This window comes from Neisseria zoodegmatis (assembly GCF_900187305.1).
GTDB lineage: Bacteria > Pseudomonadota > Gammaproteobacteria > Burkholderiales > Neisseriaceae > Neisseria > Neisseria zoodegmatis.
Genome location: NZ_LT906434.1, coordinates 2478336 through 2494339, shown reverse-complemented (window position 1 = coordinate 2494339; position 16004 = coordinate 2478336). Strand labels below are relative to the sequence as shown.

General features: G+C 46.9%; 21 protein-coding genes and 2 pseudogenes. 18 read left to right on the top strand and 5 right to left on the bottom strand.

Annotated elements, in window-relative coordinates; genetic code table 11:
- The first annotated feature begins 6 nt into the window (after window positions 1-6).
- The 15 genes from rplF (at window position 7) to fumC (ending at window position 10168) form a co-directional block, all read left to right on the top strand.
- Entirely contained in the window at window positions 7-540 is a 534-nt protein-coding gene (gene rplF, locus CKV66_RS11775; protein ID WP_085363513.1) for a 50S ribosomal protein L6, read from the top strand.
- Window positions 541-554: 14 nt separating this feature from the next.
- On the top strand, window positions 555-908 hold the full coding sequence (rplR, locus tag CKV66_RS11770) for a 50S ribosomal protein L18 (RefSeq protein ID WP_085363514.1): 354 nt from the start codon (window positions 555-557) through the stop codon (window positions 906-908).
- A gap of 17 nt (window positions 909-925) precedes the next feature.
- Window positions 926-1447: a 30S ribosomal protein S5 gene (gene rpsE, locus CKV66_RS11765; RefSeq protein WP_085363515.1), complete on the top strand. Its 522-nt coding sequence runs from the start codon at window positions 926-928 to the stop codon at window positions 1445-1447.
- Window positions 1440-1625, top strand: a complete 186-nt coding sequence (gene rpmD, locus CKV66_RS11760; protein ID WP_085363516.1) for a 50S ribosomal protein L30 — start codon at window positions 1440-1442, stop codon at window positions 1623-1625. Before rpsE ends, rpmD begins: the two co-directional genes overlap by 8 nt.
- A gap of 2 nt (window positions 1626-1627) precedes the next feature.
- Window positions 1628-2062 carry a 50S ribosomal protein L15 gene (gene rplO, locus CKV66_RS11755; protein ID WP_085363569.1) on the top strand — a complete coding sequence of 145 codons (435 nt, stop codon included), beginning with the start codon at window positions 1628-1630 and terminating at the stop codon, window positions 2060-2062.
- 13 nt (window positions 2063-2075) lie between these two features.
- Complete coding sequence (secY, locus tag CKV66_RS11750) at window positions 2076-3389, top strand: preprotein translocase subunit SecY (RefSeq protein WP_085363517.1); 1314 nt, start codon at window positions 2076-2078, stop codon at window positions 3387-3389.
- Window positions 3390-3400: 11 nt separating this feature from the next.
- Entirely contained in the window at window positions 3401-3619 is a 219-nt protein-coding gene (infA, locus tag CKV66_RS11745) for a translation initiation factor IF-1 (protein WP_003684714.1), read from the top strand.
- Window positions 3620-3633: 14 nt separating this feature from the next.
- Window positions 3634-3747 (top strand): 50S ribosomal protein L36, encoded by a 114-nt coding sequence (gene rpmJ / locus CKV66_RS11740; protein ID WP_003697674.1) that lies wholly within the window; start codon window positions 3634-3636, stop codon window positions 3745-3747.
- Window positions 3748-3810: 63 nt separating this feature from the next.
- Window positions 3811-4173, top strand: a complete 363-nt coding sequence (gene rpsM / locus CKV66_RS11735) for a 30S ribosomal protein S13 (RefSeq protein WP_054599894.1) — start codon at window positions 3811-3813, stop codon at window positions 4171-4173.
- Between the two features lie 19 nt (window positions 4174-4192).
- Window positions 4193-4588, top strand: a complete 396-nt coding sequence (gene rpsK, locus CKV66_RS11730; RefSeq protein WP_054599895.1) for a 30S ribosomal protein S11 — start codon at window positions 4193-4195, stop codon at window positions 4586-4588.
- A gap of 18 nt (window positions 4589-4606) precedes the next feature.
- On the top strand, window positions 4607-5227 hold the full coding sequence (rpsD, locus tag CKV66_RS11725) for a 30S ribosomal protein S4 (RefSeq protein ID WP_085363518.1): 621 nt from the start codon (window positions 4607-4609) through the stop codon (window positions 5225-5227).
- A gap of 25 nt (window positions 5228-5252) precedes the next feature.
- Window positions 5253-6239: a DNA-directed RNA polymerase subunit alpha gene (locus tag CKV66_RS11720; RefSeq protein ID WP_085363519.1), complete on the top strand. Its 987-nt coding sequence runs from the start codon at window positions 5253-5255 to the stop codon at window positions 6237-6239.
- A 24-nt stretch (window positions 6240-6263) separates the two neighbouring features.
- On the top strand, window positions 6264-6638 hold the full coding sequence (gene rplQ, locus CKV66_RS11715; RefSeq protein WP_085363520.1) for a 50S ribosomal protein L17: 375 nt from the start codon (window positions 6264-6266) through the stop codon (window positions 6636-6638).
- Between the two features lie 542 nt (window positions 6639-7180).
- Window positions 7181-8593: a cysteine--tRNA ligase gene (gene cysS / locus CKV66_RS11710; protein WP_085363521.1), complete on the top strand. Its 1413-nt coding sequence runs from the start codon at window positions 7181-7183 to the stop codon at window positions 8591-8593.
- Window positions 8594-8779: 186 nt separating this feature from the next.
- Complete coding sequence (gene fumC, locus CKV66_RS11705) at window positions 8780-10168, top strand: class II fumarate hydratase (protein ID WP_085363522.1); 1389 nt, start codon at window positions 8780-8782, stop codon at window positions 10166-10168.
- A gap of 100 nt (window positions 10169-10268) precedes the next feature.
- Here fumC and CKV66_RS11700 read toward each other — a convergent pair whose 3' ends face one another.
- The 3 genes and pseudogenes from CKV66_RS11700 to CKV66_RS11690 form a co-directional block, all read right to left on the bottom strand.
- Complete coding sequence (locus CKV66_RS11700) at window positions 10269-10664, bottom strand: rhodanese-like domain-containing protein (RefSeq protein WP_085363523.1); 396 nt, start codon at window positions 10662-10664, stop codon at window positions 10269-10271.
- Between the two features lie 107 nt (window positions 10665-10771).
- Window positions 10772-11101, bottom strand: a pseudogene (locus CKV66_RS11695) (ribonuclease E inhibitor RraB); the annotation flags it as partial.
- Between the two features lie 63 nt (window positions 11102-11164).
- Entirely contained in the window at window positions 11165-11683 is a 519-nt protein-coding gene (locus CKV66_RS11690) for a DUF695 domain-containing protein (protein WP_085363525.1), read from the bottom strand.
- A 50-nt stretch (window positions 11684-11733) separates the two neighbouring features.
- On the opposite strand from CKV66_RS11690, the pseudogene CKV66_RS12710 reads away from it, so the two are divergent.
- Window positions 11734-11873, top strand: a pseudogene (locus tag CKV66_RS12710) (lipoprotein signal peptidase); the annotation flags it as partial.
- Between the two features lie 94 nt (window positions 11874-11967).
- Here CKV66_RS12710 and CKV66_RS11680 read toward each other — a convergent pair.
- A complete protein-coding gene (locus CKV66_RS11680) occupies window positions 11968-13491 on the bottom strand; it encodes a fumarate hydratase (protein WP_085363526.1) in 1524 nt (507 codons plus the stop codon).
- A 292-nt stretch (window positions 13492-13783) separates the two neighbouring features.
- Between CKV66_RS11680 and CKV66_RS12705 the strand changes: the two genes are divergently transcribed.
- Entirely contained in the window at window positions 13784-13930 is a 147-nt protein-coding gene (locus CKV66_RS12705) for a lipoprotein signal peptidase (RefSeq protein ID WP_085363527.1), read from the top strand.
- A 51-nt stretch (window positions 13931-13981) separates the two neighbouring features.
- On the opposite strand, the gene cysE is transcribed toward CKV66_RS12705, so the two are convergent.
- The gene (cysE, locus tag CKV66_RS11670) at window positions 13982-14785 is read right to left on the bottom strand and encodes a serine O-acetyltransferase (protein WP_085363528.1); all 804 of its coding nucleotides are present in this window, start codon (window positions 14783-14785) and stop codon (window positions 13982-13984) included.
- 305 nt (window positions 14786-15090) lie between these two features.
- Between cysE and CKV66_RS11665 the strand changes: the two genes are divergently transcribed.
- Window positions 15091-15966: a Slam-dependent surface lipoprotein gene (locus CKV66_RS11665; protein ID WP_157739169.1), complete on the top strand. Its 876-nt coding sequence runs from the start codon at window positions 15091-15093 to the stop codon at window positions 15964-15966.
- Window positions 15967-16004: the final 38 nt, after the last annotated feature.

Genomic DNA, 16004 nt, shown 5'->3' with positions numbered 1-16004 from the left:
TTTAAGATGTCACGCGTAGCTAAAAATCCAGTGACTGTTCCTGCTGGGGTTGAAGTGAAATTTGGAACAGATTCCATTATAATTAAGGGTAAAAACGGTGAGTTATCCTTGCCTTTGTCTGCTGATGTTGCAATTGAATTGACCGATGGTCAATTGACTTTTGCTGCAAAGAACGACAGTAAGCAGGCGAATGCCATGTCTGGTACCGTTCGCGCTTTAGTTAATAATATGGTTAAAGGTGTTTCTGAAGGCTTTGAGAAAAAATTACAGCTTATTGGTGTAGGTTATCGCGCTCAAGCTCAAGGCAAGGTATTAAATCTTTCTTTAGGTTTTTCTCATCCTGTTGTTCATGAAATGCCTGAAGGTGTTTCAGTGCAAACGCCGAGTCAAACAGAGATTATTTTGACAGGTGCGGATAAACAAGTTGTTGGCCAAGTTGCTGCGGAAATTCGTGCATATCGCTCGCCTGAACCTTATAAAGGTAAAGGTGTTCGCTATGTTGGGGAAGCAGTAGTAATGAAAGAAGCCAAGAAAAAATAATTGAGGTTTTCCTAATGAATAAACATGTAACCCGACTGCGTCGTGCTCGTAAAACACGTGCTCGTATCGCAGATTTAAAAATGGTTAGATTGTGCGTATTCCGTTCAAACAGCCATATTTATGCACAAGTTATTAGTGCTGAAGGTGATAAAGTTTTGGCTCAAGCTTCAACTTTAGAGGCAGAAGTGCGCAATGACCTGAAATCAGGCGGTAATATTGAAGCAGCTGCAATTGTAGGTAAGCGAATTGCTGAAAAAGCTAAAGCTGTTGGTGTTGATAAAGTTGCTTTTGATCGTTCTGGTTTTCAATATCATGGCCGCGTGAAGGCTTTGGCTGAAGCTGCACGTGAAAATGGCTTAAGCTTTTAAAAGATTGGAGATTTCAAATGGCAAAACATGAAATTGAAGAGCGCGGCGACGGCTTAATTGAAAAAATGGTAGCTGTAAATCGTGTAACAAAAGTAGTTAAAGGTGGCCGCATCATGGCTTTTTCAGCTTTAACTGTGGTTGGTGATGGAGATGGCCGTATTGGTATGGGCAAGGGAAAATCAAAAGAAGTTCCTGTGGCTGTGCAAAAAGCGATGGATCAAGCTCGTCGTTCAATGATTAAGATACCATTGAAAAATGGCACAATTCATCATGAAGTAATCGGAAAGCACGGTGCTACTCGTGTATTTATGCAGCCTGCTAAAGAGGGTAGCGGTGTTAAAGCTGGTGGTCCGATGCGCTTAGTATTTGACGCAATGGGTATTCATAACATTTCTGCAAAAGTACACGGTTCTACAAACCCTTACAATATTGTACGTGCTACTTTAGACGGTTTATCAAAATTATACACTCCTGCTGATATTGCTGCTAAACGTGGTTTGACTGTTGAAGATATTTTGGGAGCCAATAGTAATGACTGAGCAAAAGAAAATTAAAGTAACTTTGGCAAAAAGTTTAATTGGTACTATCCAGTCTCATCGAGCTTGTGCGCGTGGGTTAGGCTTACGTCATCGTGAACATACCGTTGAGGTTTTGGACACTCCTGAAAATCGTGGCATGATTAATAAGATCAGCTATCTATTAAAAGTGGAGTCTTAATGATGTTTTTAAATACTATTCAACCTGCTGAAGGCTCAACTCATTCTAAACGACGTGTGGGTCGTGGTATTGGTAGTGGTTTAGGCAAAACTGGCGGGCGTGGTCACAAGGGCCAAAAAAGCCGTTCGGGTGGGTTCCATAAAGTAGGTTTTGAAGGTGGACAAATGCCATTGCAACGCCGCCTGCCTAAGCGTGGTTTTAAATCTTTATCAACTGCAAAAAATGCAGAAGTTAGTTTGAATGAGTTGTCATTGATTGCAGTTGATGTAATTGATTTGCTAACTTTAAAACAGGCTGGCTTGGTTGATTCACGCGCCCAAAATGTTAAAGTGATTGCTTCTGGTGAGATTCAAAAAGCAATTGTTTTAAAAGGTGTTAAGGTTACGGCAGGTGCGAAAGCAGCGATTGAAGCTGCTGGTGGAAAAATTGAAGAATAAGGCTTGGATTTAAGTGGCTAATCAACTATCTTCATTAGTACTGAAAAAGTACGGTGATCTTAAGCAGCGATTATTATTTTTGCTTGGAGCATTAATTGTATTTCGTATTGGTGCTCATATACCCGTACCAGGTGTTGATGCAGTTGCTTTAGCTAAGCTATACGAAAGCGCAAGCAGCGGCATCTTGGGTATGTTAAATATGTTCTCAGGAGGTTCGCTGGAGCGCTTTAGTATTTTTGCTATTGGGATTATGCCTTATATTTCTGCGTCAATTATTGTTCAATTGGCGTCTGAAATCTTTCCTTCGTTGAAGGCTCTTAAAAAGGAAGGTGAGTCAGGAAGAAAAATCATTACTAAATACACTCGTTATGGTACGGTAATTTTAGCATTGCTTCAAAGTTTTGGCGTGGCCACTTTTGTTTATCAGCAAAATGTTGTAGTTACTTCCCAATTTGAGTTTTATGTTTCAACTGTTATTTGCTTGGTAACTGGAACTATGTTCTTGATGTGGTTAGGGGAGCAGATGTCTGAGCGAGGTATAGGTAATGGGATTTCTCTAATTATTACTGCTGGTATTGTATCTGGTATTCCATCTGCTATCGCACAGTTACTGACCTTGACTAACCAGGGATCAATGAGTGTACTAATGGCAATTTCTATTGTGCTTGGTTCACTAATATTAATTTATGCTGTCGTGTATTTTGAAAGTGCACAGCGAAAAATACCAATTCATTATGCTAAACGCCAGTTTGGGAATAGGATTGTACAAGGGCAGAGTACTCACATGCCTTTTAAATTAAATATGGCTGGAGTGATTCCTCCTATTTTTGCTTCGAGTATTATATTGTTCCCTGCAACTTTAGTGGGTTGGTTCGGCTCAGCAGACTCAGGTGGTTGGTTAAGTAAGTTAGCTACCTTGTTACAACATGGTCAGCCTATTTATATTGTTTTGTTTGCAAGCACTATAATATTCTTTTGCTATTTTTATACGGCTTTGGTATTTAGTCCAAAAGAGATGGCTGAGAATTTAAAAAAGAGCGGTGCTTTTGTGCCTGGTATTAGGCCGGGCGAGCAAACTTCAAGATATCTGGAGAAAGTTGTATTGCGTTTAACTTTTTTTGGTGCCTTGTATATTACTATTATTTGTTTAATTCCTGAGTTTTTAACAACAGCTTTAAACGTACCTTTTTATTTAGGTGGAACTTCATTGTTGATTTTGGTTGTTGTTACAATGGATTTTAATACCCAGATTGCTTCGTATAGAATGACTCATCAATACGAACATCTGATTCAAAAAACTGATATAAAATCACTATCACGTCACTAAATAAAAGAAATATGGCTAAAGAAGACACTATACAAATGCAAGGTGAGATATTGGAAACTTTGCCTAATGCAACTTTTAAAGTAAAGCTTGAGAACGATCATGTTGTTCTAGGGCATATCTCTGGAAAAATGCGAATGCACTATATTCGTATTTCTCCTGGTGATAAAGTTACTGTTGAGCTTACTCCATATGATTTGACTCGTGCACGTATAGTGTTTCGAGCTAGATAAAGAAAGGAAATAAAATGCGTGTACAACCTTCTGTAAAGAAAATTTGCCGTAACTGCAAAATTATTCGTCGTAATCGTGTAGTGCGTGTAATTTGTACTGATCCCCGTCACAAGCAACGTCAAGGTTGAGTATTTTTACTTGAAAATGATTTTGTGGTATAGTGACAAAATTTTGCCCTTAAAGGAAATGATATGGCTCGTATTGCAGGGGTGAATATCCCTAACCATGCCCATATCGTAATTGGCCTTCAGGCTATTTACGGTATTGGTTCTACTCGTGCTAAATTGATTTGCGAAGCTGCTAACATTACACCTAGCACCAAAGTAAAAGATTTAGATGAGTCGCAATTAGAAGCATTGCGTGAGCAAGTTTCTAAGTTTGAAGTTGAAGGCGATTTGCGTCGTGAAGTGACAATGAGTATTAAGCGCTTGATGGACATGGGCTGTTACCGTGGCTTCAGACATCGTCGTGGTTTGCCTTGTCGTGGGCAGCGTACTCGTACAAATGCCCGTACCCGTAAAGGTCCGCGTAAAGCAATTGCCGGTAAAAAATAATTTTTGAGGATTTTAATTAATGGCTAAAGCAAACACAGCTTCACGTGTACGTAAAAAAATACGTAAAACCGTAAGTGAAGGTATTGTGCATGTACATGCATCTTTTAACAATACCATCATTACTATTACTGACCGTCAAGGAAATGCATTATCTTGGGCTACCTCTGGCGGTGCGGGTTTTAAAGGTTCACGTAAAAGTACACCTTTTGCTGCTCAAGTAGCAGCAGAGGCCGCTGGTAAAGTTGCCCAAGAGTATGGCGTTAAAAATTTAGAGGTTCGCATTAAAGGTCCTGGCCCTGGTCGTGAATCTTCAGTTCGTGCGCTCAACGCTCTTGGTTTTAAAATTACTAGTATTACTGACGTTACCCCGTTGCCTCATAACGGTTGCCGTCCACCTAAAAAACGTCGTATTTAAGATTGGAGTGATTGAAATATGGCACGTTATATTGGCCCTAAATGTAAATTGGCGCGCAGAGAAGGCACAGATTTATTCTTGAAAAGCGCAAGACGTTCTTTAGAATCTAAATGTAAAATGGATTCTGCTCCTGGTCAGCATGGTGCAAAGAAGCCTCGCTTGTCAGATTACGGTTTGCAATTGCGTGAAAAGCAAAAAATCCGTCGAATCTATGGTGTATTGGAGCGTCAATTCCGTCGTTATTTTGCGGAAGCTGCACGACGCAAAGGTTCTACAGGTGAATTGCTTCTGCAACTTTTAGAGTCTCGTTTGGATAATGTTGTATATAGAATGGGTTTTGGCTCTACTCGCGCAGAAGCCCGCCAACTCGTTTCTCACAAAGCAATCGTAGTGAATGGTCAAGTTGTTAACATTCCGTCTTATCAAGTTAAGGCTGGTGATGTTGTCAGCATCCGTGAAAAAGCCAAAAAGCAAGTCCGTATCCAAGAAGCTTTGGGCTTAGCCACTCAAATTGGCTTGCCAAGTTGGGTTTCGGTTGATGTGAATAAAATGGAAGGCATATTTAAAAATATGCCTGATCGCTCAGAATTGACTGGCGATATTAATGAACAGCTGGTGGTAGAATTCTATTCTAAATAATGCTAGCTCAGTGAGGGACAGTTAAATGCAAAATAGCACTTCCGAATTTTTGAAACCTCGTCAAATTGATGTTGATACTTTATCTGCAACCCGCGCTAAGGTATCTATGCAGCCATTTGAGCGTGGTTTCGGTCACACTCTTGGTAATGCTTTGCGTCGTATCTTACTGTCATCCATGAATGGTTTTGCACCTACTGAAGTAGTTATTTCGGGTGTGTTACACGAGTACTCCACTGTGGACGGTGTTCAAGAGGATGTTGTTGACATCCTTTTGAACCTGAAAGGTGTAGTATTCAAATTGCACGGAAGAAACTCTGTTCAGTTGTCTCTGAAAAAGTCTGGTGCTGGAGTCGTGCTGGCAAATGATATTAACTTGCCTCATGATGTTGAAATCATTAACCCTGAGCATGTGATTTGTCATTTGTCTGATAATGGTCAGATTGAAATGGAAATCAAAGTTGAGCAGGGACGTGGTTATCAATCTGTTTCCGGTCGTCGTACAGTACGTGATGAGAGTAAGCAGATTGGTGCAATTCAATTGGATGCGAGCTTTTCGCCCATCAGTCGTGTTAGCTTTGAAGTTGAGCCCGCACGCGTAGAGCAGCGTACGGATTTAGATCGTTTGGTTTTGGATATTGAAACCGATGGTTCTATTGATCCCGAAGAGGCTGTACGCAGTGCGGCACGTATTTTAATTGATCAAATGTCTATTTTTGCAGATTTGCAAGGAACACCAGTCGAAGAAGTAGAAGAAAAAGCTCCTCCGATCGATCCTGTATTGCTGCGCCCAGTAGATGATTTGGAATTAACTGTACGCTCAGCTAACTGCCTGAAAGCTGAAGATATTTATTATATTGGTGATTTGATTCAGCGTACTGAAACCGAGCTTCTCAAAACGCCTAATTTAGGTCGTAAGTCTTTAAATGAAATTAAAGAAGTACTAGCTTCCAAGGGTTTAACTTTGGGTTCTAAATTAGAAGCTTGGCCGCCGGTGGGTTTGGAAAAGCCGTAAGTTTGAATATTAAAGGATTATGACATGCGTCATCGTAATGGCAACCGTAAATTAAATCGTACTAGCAGCCATCGTGCTGCAATGTTACGTAACATGGCAAATTCTCTGTTGAGCCATGAGACTATTGTAACGACTTTACCTAAGGCTAAAGAATTACGCCGTGTGGTAGAGCCATTGATTACTTTAGGAAAAAAACCTTCATTGGCTAATCGCCGTTTAGCTTTTAATCGTACTCGCGATCGTGATGTAGTTGTTAAGCTGTTTGATGATCTGGGTCCTCGTTTTGCTAATCGTAACGGTGGTTATGTGCGCATTTTGAAGTATGGCTTCCGCAAAGGTGATAATGCTCCGTTAGCTTTGGTAGAGTTGGTTGAAAAAGCTGAAGTTTCAGCTGAATAATTTAATAATCAGCTGAATAATTTAATAAACTGATTCTGCTTTAATTGGAATTATCTAACCCATACTTTGTTGAGTATGGGTTTAGTTAAAAAGCCGTTTGAAATTAATTTCAGACGGCTTTTTTAATTGATTATATTAATCCATCTTTATAAGGGTGTAATCTACTTCAGCTTCAAACAAAATCAATAGTAATAAGCGCGTTGCTGGCCAGAGTTTGTTCTGCTGAATAATATTTTGGATGAAGATGGCCCGAGCTATACAATTTATTAGGGAAGGGTATCAATGGGAGTTTTTGCGATGGCCAATACCGTTTTCAGACGGCCTGAATAGCATATAGGCCGTCTGAAATGATTCTTTTCGCTTACGCACAACTTTATTTCCTAATCCTCCCTCTTGCTAATTGGCAACATAATATTGCTATCCTCAAAAATAGCATCTAAACCTTAAGCCTATTTTCTTAATAGGGAAAATCGGGCAGAATCACACTTCTTGTGCAAGAAGCACTTAATTAGTCTCTCCATAACTCAATATAAAGAACAATCATGCTAACCGTTTACAACACCCTCACCCGCCAAAAAGAAGAATTCATTCCTATCAACCCGAAAAACGTGCGCATGTACGTCTGCGGTATGACCGTTTACGACTACTGCCACCTGGGGCACGCCCGTGTGATGGTGGTGTTCGACATGATTGCCCGTTGGTTGCGCGCGCAGGGCTATCCGTTGACTTATGTGCGTAATATTACCGACATCGACGACAAAATTATTGCCCGCGCCGCTGAAAACGGCGAAACCATCGGCGAGCTGACCGAACGTTTTATCCGAGCCATGAATGAAGATGCGGCGGCTTTGGGCGTGATCCGCCCCGATGTAGAACCGAAAGCCACCGAGCATGTGCAACAGATGTTGGGCATGATCCAACGCCTGATCGACAAGGCCAAGGCTTATGCCGCCGATAACGGCGACGTTTACTACGCCGTGCGCGAATTTGCCGCATACGGCCAGCTTTCCGGCAAGTCGCTGGACGATTTGCGCGCGGGCGAGCGCGTGGAAGTGGACGGTTTCAAACGCGACCCGTTGGACTTCGTTTTGTGGAAAGCCGCCAAGCCCGGCGAACCGGCGTGGGAAAGCCCGTGGGGGCAAGGCCGGCCGGGTTGGCATATCGAATGCTCGGCCATGAGCGAAGAGTTGTTCGGCGACACCTTTGATATTCACGGCGGCGGTGCGGATTTGCAGTTTCCGCACCATGAAAACGAAATCGCCCAAAGCTGCGGCGCGCACGGCGGTAGTTGCGGCCACAACCGTTCGGGCGGCAAAGCGATTGAAAGTCATGTGAAATATTGGCTGCACAATGGTTTTATCCGCGTCGATAACGAAAAAATGTCCAAATCGCTGGGCAACTTCTTTACCATCCGCGAAGTGTTGGAAAAATACGATGCCGAAGTGGTGCGTTTCTTTATTTTACGCGCGCATTACCGCAGCCCGTTGAATTATTCCGATGCCCATTTGAACGATGCCAAAGGCGCGTTAACCCGCCTGTACACCGCTTTGAAAAACACGCCGCCTGTCGAGTTTGCCGTCAGCGAAAACGCCAACGACTACACCCGCCGTTTCTTCGCCGCTATGAACGACGACTTCGGCACCGTAGAAGCGATAGCCGTGTTGTTTGAATTGGCCAACGAAGTCAACAAAACCAACAGCTCCGAGCTCGCGGGCTGCCTGAAAGCACTCGGCGGCATCATCGGTTTGCTGCAACGTGATCCGCAGGAATTTTTGCAGGGCGGCAGCGTTTCAGACGGCCTCTCCAACGAAGAAATCGAGAGCCTGATCGAACAGCGCAAACAAGCGCGTGCCGAGAAAAACTGGGCCGAATCCGACCGCATCCGCGATTTGCTCAACGCCGAAAACATTATTTTGGAAGACGGCGCGGGCGGTACGACTTGGCGACGTGGTTGATTGAAACACAGAGTTTGCTGAATCATTAACTGATTGAAGCTGAAAGGCCGTCTGAAAACTTTTTTCAGACGGCCTGATTTTTATCTGATTCATTGAATAAATTGATTGTGATTATCATTTATTTTTTTGTGTGCGATAATGCGCTTATTGTTTCCGAAGTAAGCACATCAGCAAAGGAGAAAAGTAATGACTACTCGTACCGAACACGACACGATGGGCAATGTGGAAGTGCCTGCCGAGGCCTATTGGGGTGCGCAAACCCAACGCAGCCGCGACAATTTCAAAATAGGCGGCGAAACTTTGCCGGAGCCTTTAATCAACGCGATGGCGCTCGTGAAAAAGGCGGCGGCTTACACCAATGCCTCACTCGGCCGCATTCAGCAGAAACAAGCCGATTTGATTGTGAAGGCGGCAGATGATGTGTTGGCAGGCAAGCTGGCAGGGCAGTTTCCTTTGGTGGTGTGGCAAACCGGTTCGGGTACGCAGTCCAATATGAACATGAACGAAGTGCTGGCCAACCGCGCCAATGAAATCGCCGGCACGGGATTGGCTGCATATCAGCCCGTGCACCCCAACGATCATGTGAACCACGCCCAATCCACCAACGATTCATTCCCGACCGCGATTCACGTTGCCGCAGCGATTGAAATCAACCGACTGCTGATTCCGGCCGTGAAAGCGTTGCGCGATATCTTGGATGCAAAAGCCAAAGCGTTTGCACCGATTGTGAAAATCGGCAGAACCCACTTGCAGGATGCCACGCCGTTAACTTTGGGGCAGGAGTTTTCGGGCTATGTGAGCCAGTTGGATCACGGTTTAGGCCGTCTGAACGATGCTTTGGAAGGTTTGTACGAACTGCCGTTGGGCGGCACGGCGGTGGGCACGGGGTTGAACAGCCACCCCGATTATGCGGTAAAAGCGGCGGAAAAGCTGGCCGAACTTTCCGGCCTGCCGTTTGTTACCGCGCCGAACAAGTTTGAAGCACTCGCCGGCCGCGATGCGTGCGTGTACGCTTCGGGCGCACTCAAAACCCTTGCCGCCAGCCTGAACAAAATCGCCAACGATATCCGCTGGCTGGCTTCCGGCCCGCGCTGCGGTTTGGGTGAAATCAAAATCCCCGAAAACGAGCCGGGTTCTTCGATTATGCCGGGTAAAGTCAACCCGACCCAAGCCGAAGCCATGACTATGGTGTGCTGCCAAGTATTCGGCAACGACGTAACCATCGGCATGGCCGGCGCATCGGGCAATTTCGAACTGAACGTGTATATGCCCGTGATCGGTTACAACCTGCTGCAATCGGTGCGACTGCTCGGCGATGCCTGCAACAGTTTCAACGAACATTGCGCCGTCGGCATCGAGCCTGTGCCGGAAAAAATCGACTACTTCCTACACCACTCTCTGATGTTGGTAACGGCGCTGAACCGCAAAATCGGTTATGAAAATGCGGCGAAAGTGGCGAAAACGGCTTATAAAAACGACAAATCTTTGCGTGAAACGGCAATCGAGCTGGGCTTGCTCAGCGGAGAAGAGTTTGACGAGCTGGTGAAACCGGAAGATATGGTGGCGCCGCGCTAAGCGTAAAAACATGTGAGACACGGCAAAATGTAGCCGATTCACTATTGAGGCCGTCTGAATGTTTTCAGACGGCCTCACGGCTTTTCAAGCATCTTGATAATCAAGCGTTTTTCTCGATAGGCGCGTTTTGTTCTTTCCACGCCGCAAAACCACCGTCGATGTGGGAAACGTTGGTCATGCCCATATCTTGCAGGGTTTTGGTGGCTAAGGCGCTGCGCCAGCCGGCACCGCAGAATAAAATAAACTCGGTATCTTCGTTGGCAAATATCGGTTTGTGGTAGGGCGATTCGGGGTCAACCCAAAATTCCAGCATCCCGCGCGGCGTATGAAACGCATTGGGCACTCTGCCGCTGTGTTCGAGTTCGCGGATGTCGCGGATGTCGATTAAGGTGGCTTTTCCCGATTCGGCACGGCGGCGCGCTTCTTCAACGCTGTGCGTGGTGATTTGGCTCATGGCTTCGTTAACCAGCGTTTTGAATCCTTTTGTAATCGGCATGATTTTCTCCTGTGTAGTGTTTCCGTCACATCAGGCCGTCTGAAACGGAATTTTGCCCGTTTACGATACGGACGGCGAACGGTGCGCGACGGCTTGATAAGTGCAGTCTAAGGGATATCGGCGCAACAGAAAACCGCAGCGTGTTTATCTTGGGACATTCCGTTTTCAGACGGCCTGAATGCTGCGAGGCTCAATGCGGTTTTTGAGTGACCAGCACGCAGCCCCCAGCCGTCGTAGCAGCCGTTGTTTTTCTCAGCCAACACCATCAGCTCGTGCACATATTCGTCAATTTCGTTGGGCAGGGTGTTGTTGTAACGGCTGATGTTGAGTTGGTGGGGATATTCGCCGCCGTCTGAAACATGCTCGAGGGCAAGCATGGTGTAGCCGAGACCTTCAGCCTCGGAAGCAGCCGCTTTTGCATCGTCGGCGGTGGGGAAGTGGAGCCAATGGTCAACGGCGCGCTCGACTTCGTGGAGGTTGCCTTGCTGCTCGAGTTGCGTTCAGATTTTTCTGTTGACGATGAATTGGTATTCGTAGGCGTCGGGATAGAGAAAGCGCAAGTAGGCTTCCCATTCGGGGTCTGCCTCGCTGTGGTAGCTGTATTCGTAGCCGCCGTATGACTTCATCACGCCGTCGATAATTTTGTCGTAGTCTTGTGTGTCGGGAGAGTAGAAAATCAGGCTGAATTGGCCGTGGCCGGTTACGGAGCCGACCATAACTGCGCCCCGCGCTACCAAGGCGTCGGTGATATCGTCTTCGATTTTGCAGATGGCGGGGTATTCTTCCGGTGCGGTTAAGCCGTGTTCGTTGGGCTGGCGGGGTTTGAGCGTAATCCAAGTGCGTTGATCCATTCCGGCCAGAGGAGCAAGGTCTTGCAAGGCTAAATTCAGGCGGTTGCTGGCGGGCAGATTGTCATCGGTTTGATAGAGGTAAGAACCCCAGTCTTCCGGCAGCTTGGGTGCGGAACGGGCGGGAGTGGAGGTGTCGGACAGTAATTGTTTAAACCATTTCATAATCATTGTGTTACTCCTTGTGTAGGGGGCGGCTGTTTTTAGGTATGCCGAGACCTTTGCAAACCCCCCGTCTGCGGCGCATTTCTGCGTTGTGCGCTGCCCGCCCGTTTGCCTATCGTGTGATATGTCTGCACTCGCTGTGCTGCTAAGCCTTGAACTGCATCCACATCTGAGGGTTTTGCAAAGGTCTCATGCCGTTTTAATTGGAAAGTTTCTGAAGACTTCGTGTAATAAGAAAACAGGCCGTCTGAAAAGTTTCAGACGGCCTGTATTTTTAGGTTGGGCTGCGATTAGGCTTCAACCGGAATAATGCCGATTTTCGCCTGCCATTGCTTCGGCGCGATGGCGTGCACGGATTGGCCGCTGCTGTCCACCGCCACAGTTACGGGCATGTCTTTCACTTCAAATTCGTAAATCGCTTCCATACCCAAGTCTTCAAAGGCCACCACTTTGGCTTCTTTAATGGCTTTGGCCACCAAGTAGGCCGAACCGCCTACCGCCATCAGATAAACCGCTTTGTTGTCGGCAATGGCTTCGCAGGCGGCGGCACCGCGTTCGGATTTGCCGATCATGCCGAGTAAGCCGGTTTGCTCCAGCATTTGGCGGGTGAATTTATCCATGCGGGTGGCGGTGGTGGGGCCGGCGGGGCCGACTACTTCGTCGCGCACGGGGTCAACCGGGCCGACGTAGTAAATCAGTTTGTCGGTGAAATCGACCGGCAGTTTTTCGCCTTTGTTGAGCATATCGACCATGCGTTTGTGGGCGGCATCGCGGCCGGTGTAGATTTTGCCGTTGAGCAACAGCACATCGCCCATTTTCCAAGTGGCAACTTCTTCTTTGGTGAGCTTGTTTACGTCTACGCGCTTGCCGTTGTCGGGGCTGTATGTGATGTCCGGCCAGTCTTCCAATGAAGGCGGGTCGAGTTTCACGGGGCCGGAGCCGTCCAATTCAAACTCAACGTGGCGGGTGGCGGCGCAGTTTGGAATCATGGCTATGGGTTTAGATGCGGCGTGGGTGGGGTAATCCAAGATTTTTACGTCGAGAACGGTAGTCAGGCCGCCCAAGCCTTGTGCGCCGATGCCCAGCGCGTTCACTTTTTCATACAACTCCAAACGCAGGGCTTCGGTGGTGGAAAGTTCCGCGCCCGAAGCGGCTTTTTCCTGCAATTCGTGAATATCGACGTGGCTCATCAATGATTCTTTGGCCAGCAAAGTGGCCTTTTCGGGTGTACCACCAATGCCGATGCCCAAGATACCGGGCGGACACCAGCCTGCGCCCATAGTGGGGATGGTTTTCAGCACCCAATCGACAATCGAATCGGAAGGATTCAGCATGGCGAGCTTGGATTTGTTTTCCGAACCGCCGCCTTTGGCCGCGCAGGTTACTTCGATTTTGTCGCCTGCAACCACTTCCATATGGATGACCGCCGGCGTGTTGTCTTTGGTGTTTTGGCGTTTGCCGGCAGGGTCGGCCAAAACCGAGGCGCGTAAAGTGTTGTCGGGGTGGGTGTAGGCGCGGCGCACGCCTTCGTTGACCATTTCCTGCACGCTCATTTGCGCGTCCCATTGCACGTTCATGCCCACTTTTAAAAACACGGTGGCAATGCCGGTATCTTGGCAGATGGGGCGGCGGCCTTCGGCACACATGCGGCTGTTGACCAGAATCTGCGTCATCGCGTCTTTAGCGGCAGGGTTTTCCTCTTTTTGCCACGCTTTATATAAGGCTTGAATGTAATCGACGGGGTGGTAGTAGCTGATGAATTGGAAAGCATCGGCAATACTTTGGATAAAGTCTTCTTGTTTGATAACGGTCATGGAGGGTGTCCTTTGGAGTGGTTTTATGGTTGATGAATCTTTTGGAAACAGCGGGTTAGGGTATTTCATTCCGAGCACGGCTGATGCCGCGCGTGATGTGTACAGCCGATATTTCGCAAGATTTCAGTTTGTGTGTTGTTGTACCGGCCTTTTTCAGACGGCCTTTGGGTAAAGAATACAGGGTTAAAATGTTAATTTGTGTTAATTCGAAAGATGTCGGAGAAGAAAGGTGGAAAGGCCTTAAAAAAGACAGGCTCAGCCGGATTGTGTTGCCGACAGCAGCCAGAGACCTTTGCAAAACCCCCATCTGCGGCGCATTTCTGCGTTGTGCGCTGCCCGCTCGTTTGCCTATCTATATGATATGTCTGCACTCGCTGCGCTGCTACGCCTTGAACTGCATCCACATCTGAGGGTTTTGCAAAGGTCTCAGCCTATCTGATTTGAAATTTTGGGGATAGAAATAGAATATGAATCAACAAAGCAAAGTGCGTTAAATCATAAATCCCATACTTTGATCCATTTCGCCGGCAGGATTCTTGACTGCCTTGCCCGTTTGCTTGGCGGGTACGCCTACCACGGTGGTGTGCGGCGGCACATCGGCTACCACCACGCTGCCCGCGCCGACTTTGGCATTTTCGCCGATACGGATATTACCCAAAATCGAAGCATTGGCACCGATCATCACGCCGTCGCCCACTTTCGGATGGCGGTCGCCGCTTTCCTTACCCGAACCGCCCAGCGTTACGCCGTGCAAAATGGAAATATTGTTGCCGAGCACGGCAGTTTCACCGGCAACAAAGCCGGTGGCGTGGTCAAGCATCAAGCCGTGGCCGAAACGCGCAGCAGGGTGGATATCGACGCCGAACACTTCCGAAGAGCGGTTCTGCAGAAAATAAGCCAACGTTTTGCGTCCGTGTTCATACAGCCAATGATTGATGCGGTGGGCCTGTATCGCGTGAAAGCCTTTGAAATAGAGCAGCGGTAGCGAATATTCGTCACACGCCGGGTCGCGCTCGTAGCAGGCAAGTAGGTCGAGTTTCACGGCTTCAATGATGTCGGTATCGCAGCACAGCGCCTGCTGATACATTTCAAACAGAGCGCGGGCGTCCATAATCGGGCTGGAAAGTTTGCTCGACAGATGGTAGGCCAGCACGGAGTCCAGCGAGGAATGGCGCAGAACGGTTTGGTGCAGAAAGCTTGCCAGCAGCGGTTCGGCTTCAACGGCTTCTTCCGTTTCCAAACGGATGGCCTGCCATAAATCGAAATCGGGGGTGTTGAGGTGGTCTTTTTTCATAGATGGGCCGTCTGAAAAATAGGATCAGGCGGTTGTTATATTATAAGTGTGGCGTTTTTGGCAAGTTTGTTAACGGTGCTTTTTAAGGTGAGTAATGAAACATAAAAAATAGTAAAACAAGTGGTAGTATCTGTATAAGTAAGCTTTTCGCGGCATCTCGGCTTTTCGGTGCTGCGCTTTTTTATGATGAGCGGCTAAACAAAACTTAAAGATATTCGGTTGTTTTTTTATACAGACGGTTGAAAACTGCTTTGCGAGCCTATATGATGCGAACCCTTGTCATCACTATAAAGGTTTATATGTACATGAAGGACTTCACATTCAGAGGAAAAAAAATCAATAACAAACAAGCAAATATTGCACTTTCAGCTTTAGTTTTACTGGCACTTTCCGCATGTGGCGGCGGGGGCGACAAACCTTCGGTCGAATCTACTTCCACCACAACTTCTAATACGGTAACGATGGAATCATCGTCCCAATCAGATGCCCAACCTATTGCAGTAAAAGGTACGCAAGCAAACACTGCTGCACAACCCACAGCCTTCCGTTCTGCTGCCGCGGCTCCTGTCCAGCCACCCTATACCGTGACCATCAACGGCCATACCCATGCAGGTGGTAAAAAAATTGTGTTGGATGACTTTGCCATGTCTGCGTTCAGCAATATTCCGACAGCCAACAACGGATCCGTGCGTGCCTACCGCCAAAAACATTCCATTATTGCAGGTTATTTAGGCCCCAAACGTGTTATCGCAAAAGATGATGATGGTAAGGAAGTGATCATACAAGACCCGATGAAAGTCGGCCTGATCAAAGGCGATATTACGCAAACTTTACCTGATTCAGGTAAGTTTACTTACAGCGGCCAAGCGTTTAGCGATACGAGTGTAGGCCGTCTGAATTATGAGGTTGACTTCAACAGCCGCAAGGGTAGTGGCAGCGTTACTGGCATTGCTGAAACCGGTGCGATTACGTTGAAAGAAGCCGATATTAAAAACGTGATACATCACAATGCCTTAGACGGCAGCCGCGTTATCGGTAAAGGTATCGAAGGTGTGGCGGATACTCAGAAAAAAGGCCGCGGTGATTACAGCTTAACCTTCTTTGGCCCGAATGCCGAGGAAATCGGCGGTGTGGTTTACCATCCGGGCGGTGAAGTCGGTGTAGGCGGTTCGAGAAGATAATTTCTATTTTCTATTCGACAAAACCTTTGCTTAGTAAA

Bases quoted from the DNA above. Each gene is read 5' to 3' on its own strand.
- rplF (WP_085363513.1), top strand. From the start codon at position 7: ATGTCACGCGTAGCTAAAAATCCAGTGACTGTTCCTGCTGGGGTTGAA.
- rplR (WP_085363514.1), top strand. From the start codon at position 555: ATGAATAAACATGTAACCCGACTGCGTCGTGCTCGTAAAACACGTGCT.
- rpsE (WP_085363515.1), top strand. From the start codon at position 926: ATGGCAAAACATGAAATTGAAGAGCGCGGCGACGGCTTAATTGAAAAA.
- rpmD (WP_085363516.1), top strand. From the start codon at position 1,440: ATGACTGAGCAAAAGAAAATTAAAGTAACTTTGGCAAAAAGTTTAATT.
- rplO (WP_085363569.1), top strand. From the start codon at position 1,628: ATGTTTTTAAATACTATTCAACCTGCTGAAGGCTCAACTCATTCTAAA.
- infA (WP_003684714.1), top strand. From the start codon at position 3,401: ATGGCTAAAGAAGACACTATACAAATGCAAGGTGAGATATTGGAAACT.
- rpmJ (WP_003697674.1), top strand. From the start codon at position 3,634: ATGCGTGTACAACCTTCTGTAAAGAAAATTTGCCGTAACTGCAAAATT.
- rpsM (WP_054599894.1), top strand. From the start codon at position 3,811: ATGGCTCGTATTGCAGGGGTGAATATCCCTAACCATGCCCATATCGTA.
- rpsK (WP_054599895.1), top strand. From the start codon at position 4,193: ATGGCTAAAGCAAACACAGCTTCACGTGTACGTAAAAAAATACGTAAA.
- rpsD (WP_085363518.1), top strand. From the start codon at position 4,607: ATGGCACGTTATATTGGCCCTAAATGTAAATTGGCGCGCAGAGAAGGC.
- CKV66_RS11720 (WP_085363519.1), top strand. From the start codon at position 5,253: ATGCAAAATAGCACTTCCGAATTTTTGAAACCTCGTCAAATTGATGTT.
- rplQ (WP_085363520.1), top strand. From the start codon at position 6,264: ATGCGTCATCGTAATGGCAACCGTAAATTAAATCGTACTAGCAGCCAT.
- cysS (WP_085363521.1), top strand. From the start codon at position 7,181: ATGCTAACCGTTTACAACACCCTCACCCGCCAAAAAGAAGAATTCATT.
- fumC (WP_085363522.1), top strand. From the start codon at position 8,780: ATGACTACTCGTACCGAACACGACACGATGGGCAATGTGGAAGTGCCT.
- CKV66_RS11700 (WP_085363523.1), bottom strand. From the start codon at position 10,664: ATGCCGATTACAAAAGGATTCAAAACGCTGGTTAACGAAGCCATGAGC.
- CKV66_RS11690 (WP_085363525.1), bottom strand. From the start codon at position 11,683: ATGATTATGAAATGGTTTAAACAATTACTGTCCGACACCTCCACTCCC.
- CKV66_RS11680 (WP_085363526.1), bottom strand. From the start codon at position 13,491: ATGACCGTTATCAAACAAGAAGACTTTATCCAAAGTATTGCCGATGCT.
- cysE (WP_085363528.1), bottom strand. From the start codon at position 14,785: ATGAAAAAAGACCACCTCAACACCCCCGATTTCGATTTATGGCAGGCC.
- CKV66_RS11665 (WP_157739169.1), top strand. From the start codon at position 15,091: ATGAAGGACTTCACATTCAGAGGAAAAAAAATCAATAACAAACAAGCA.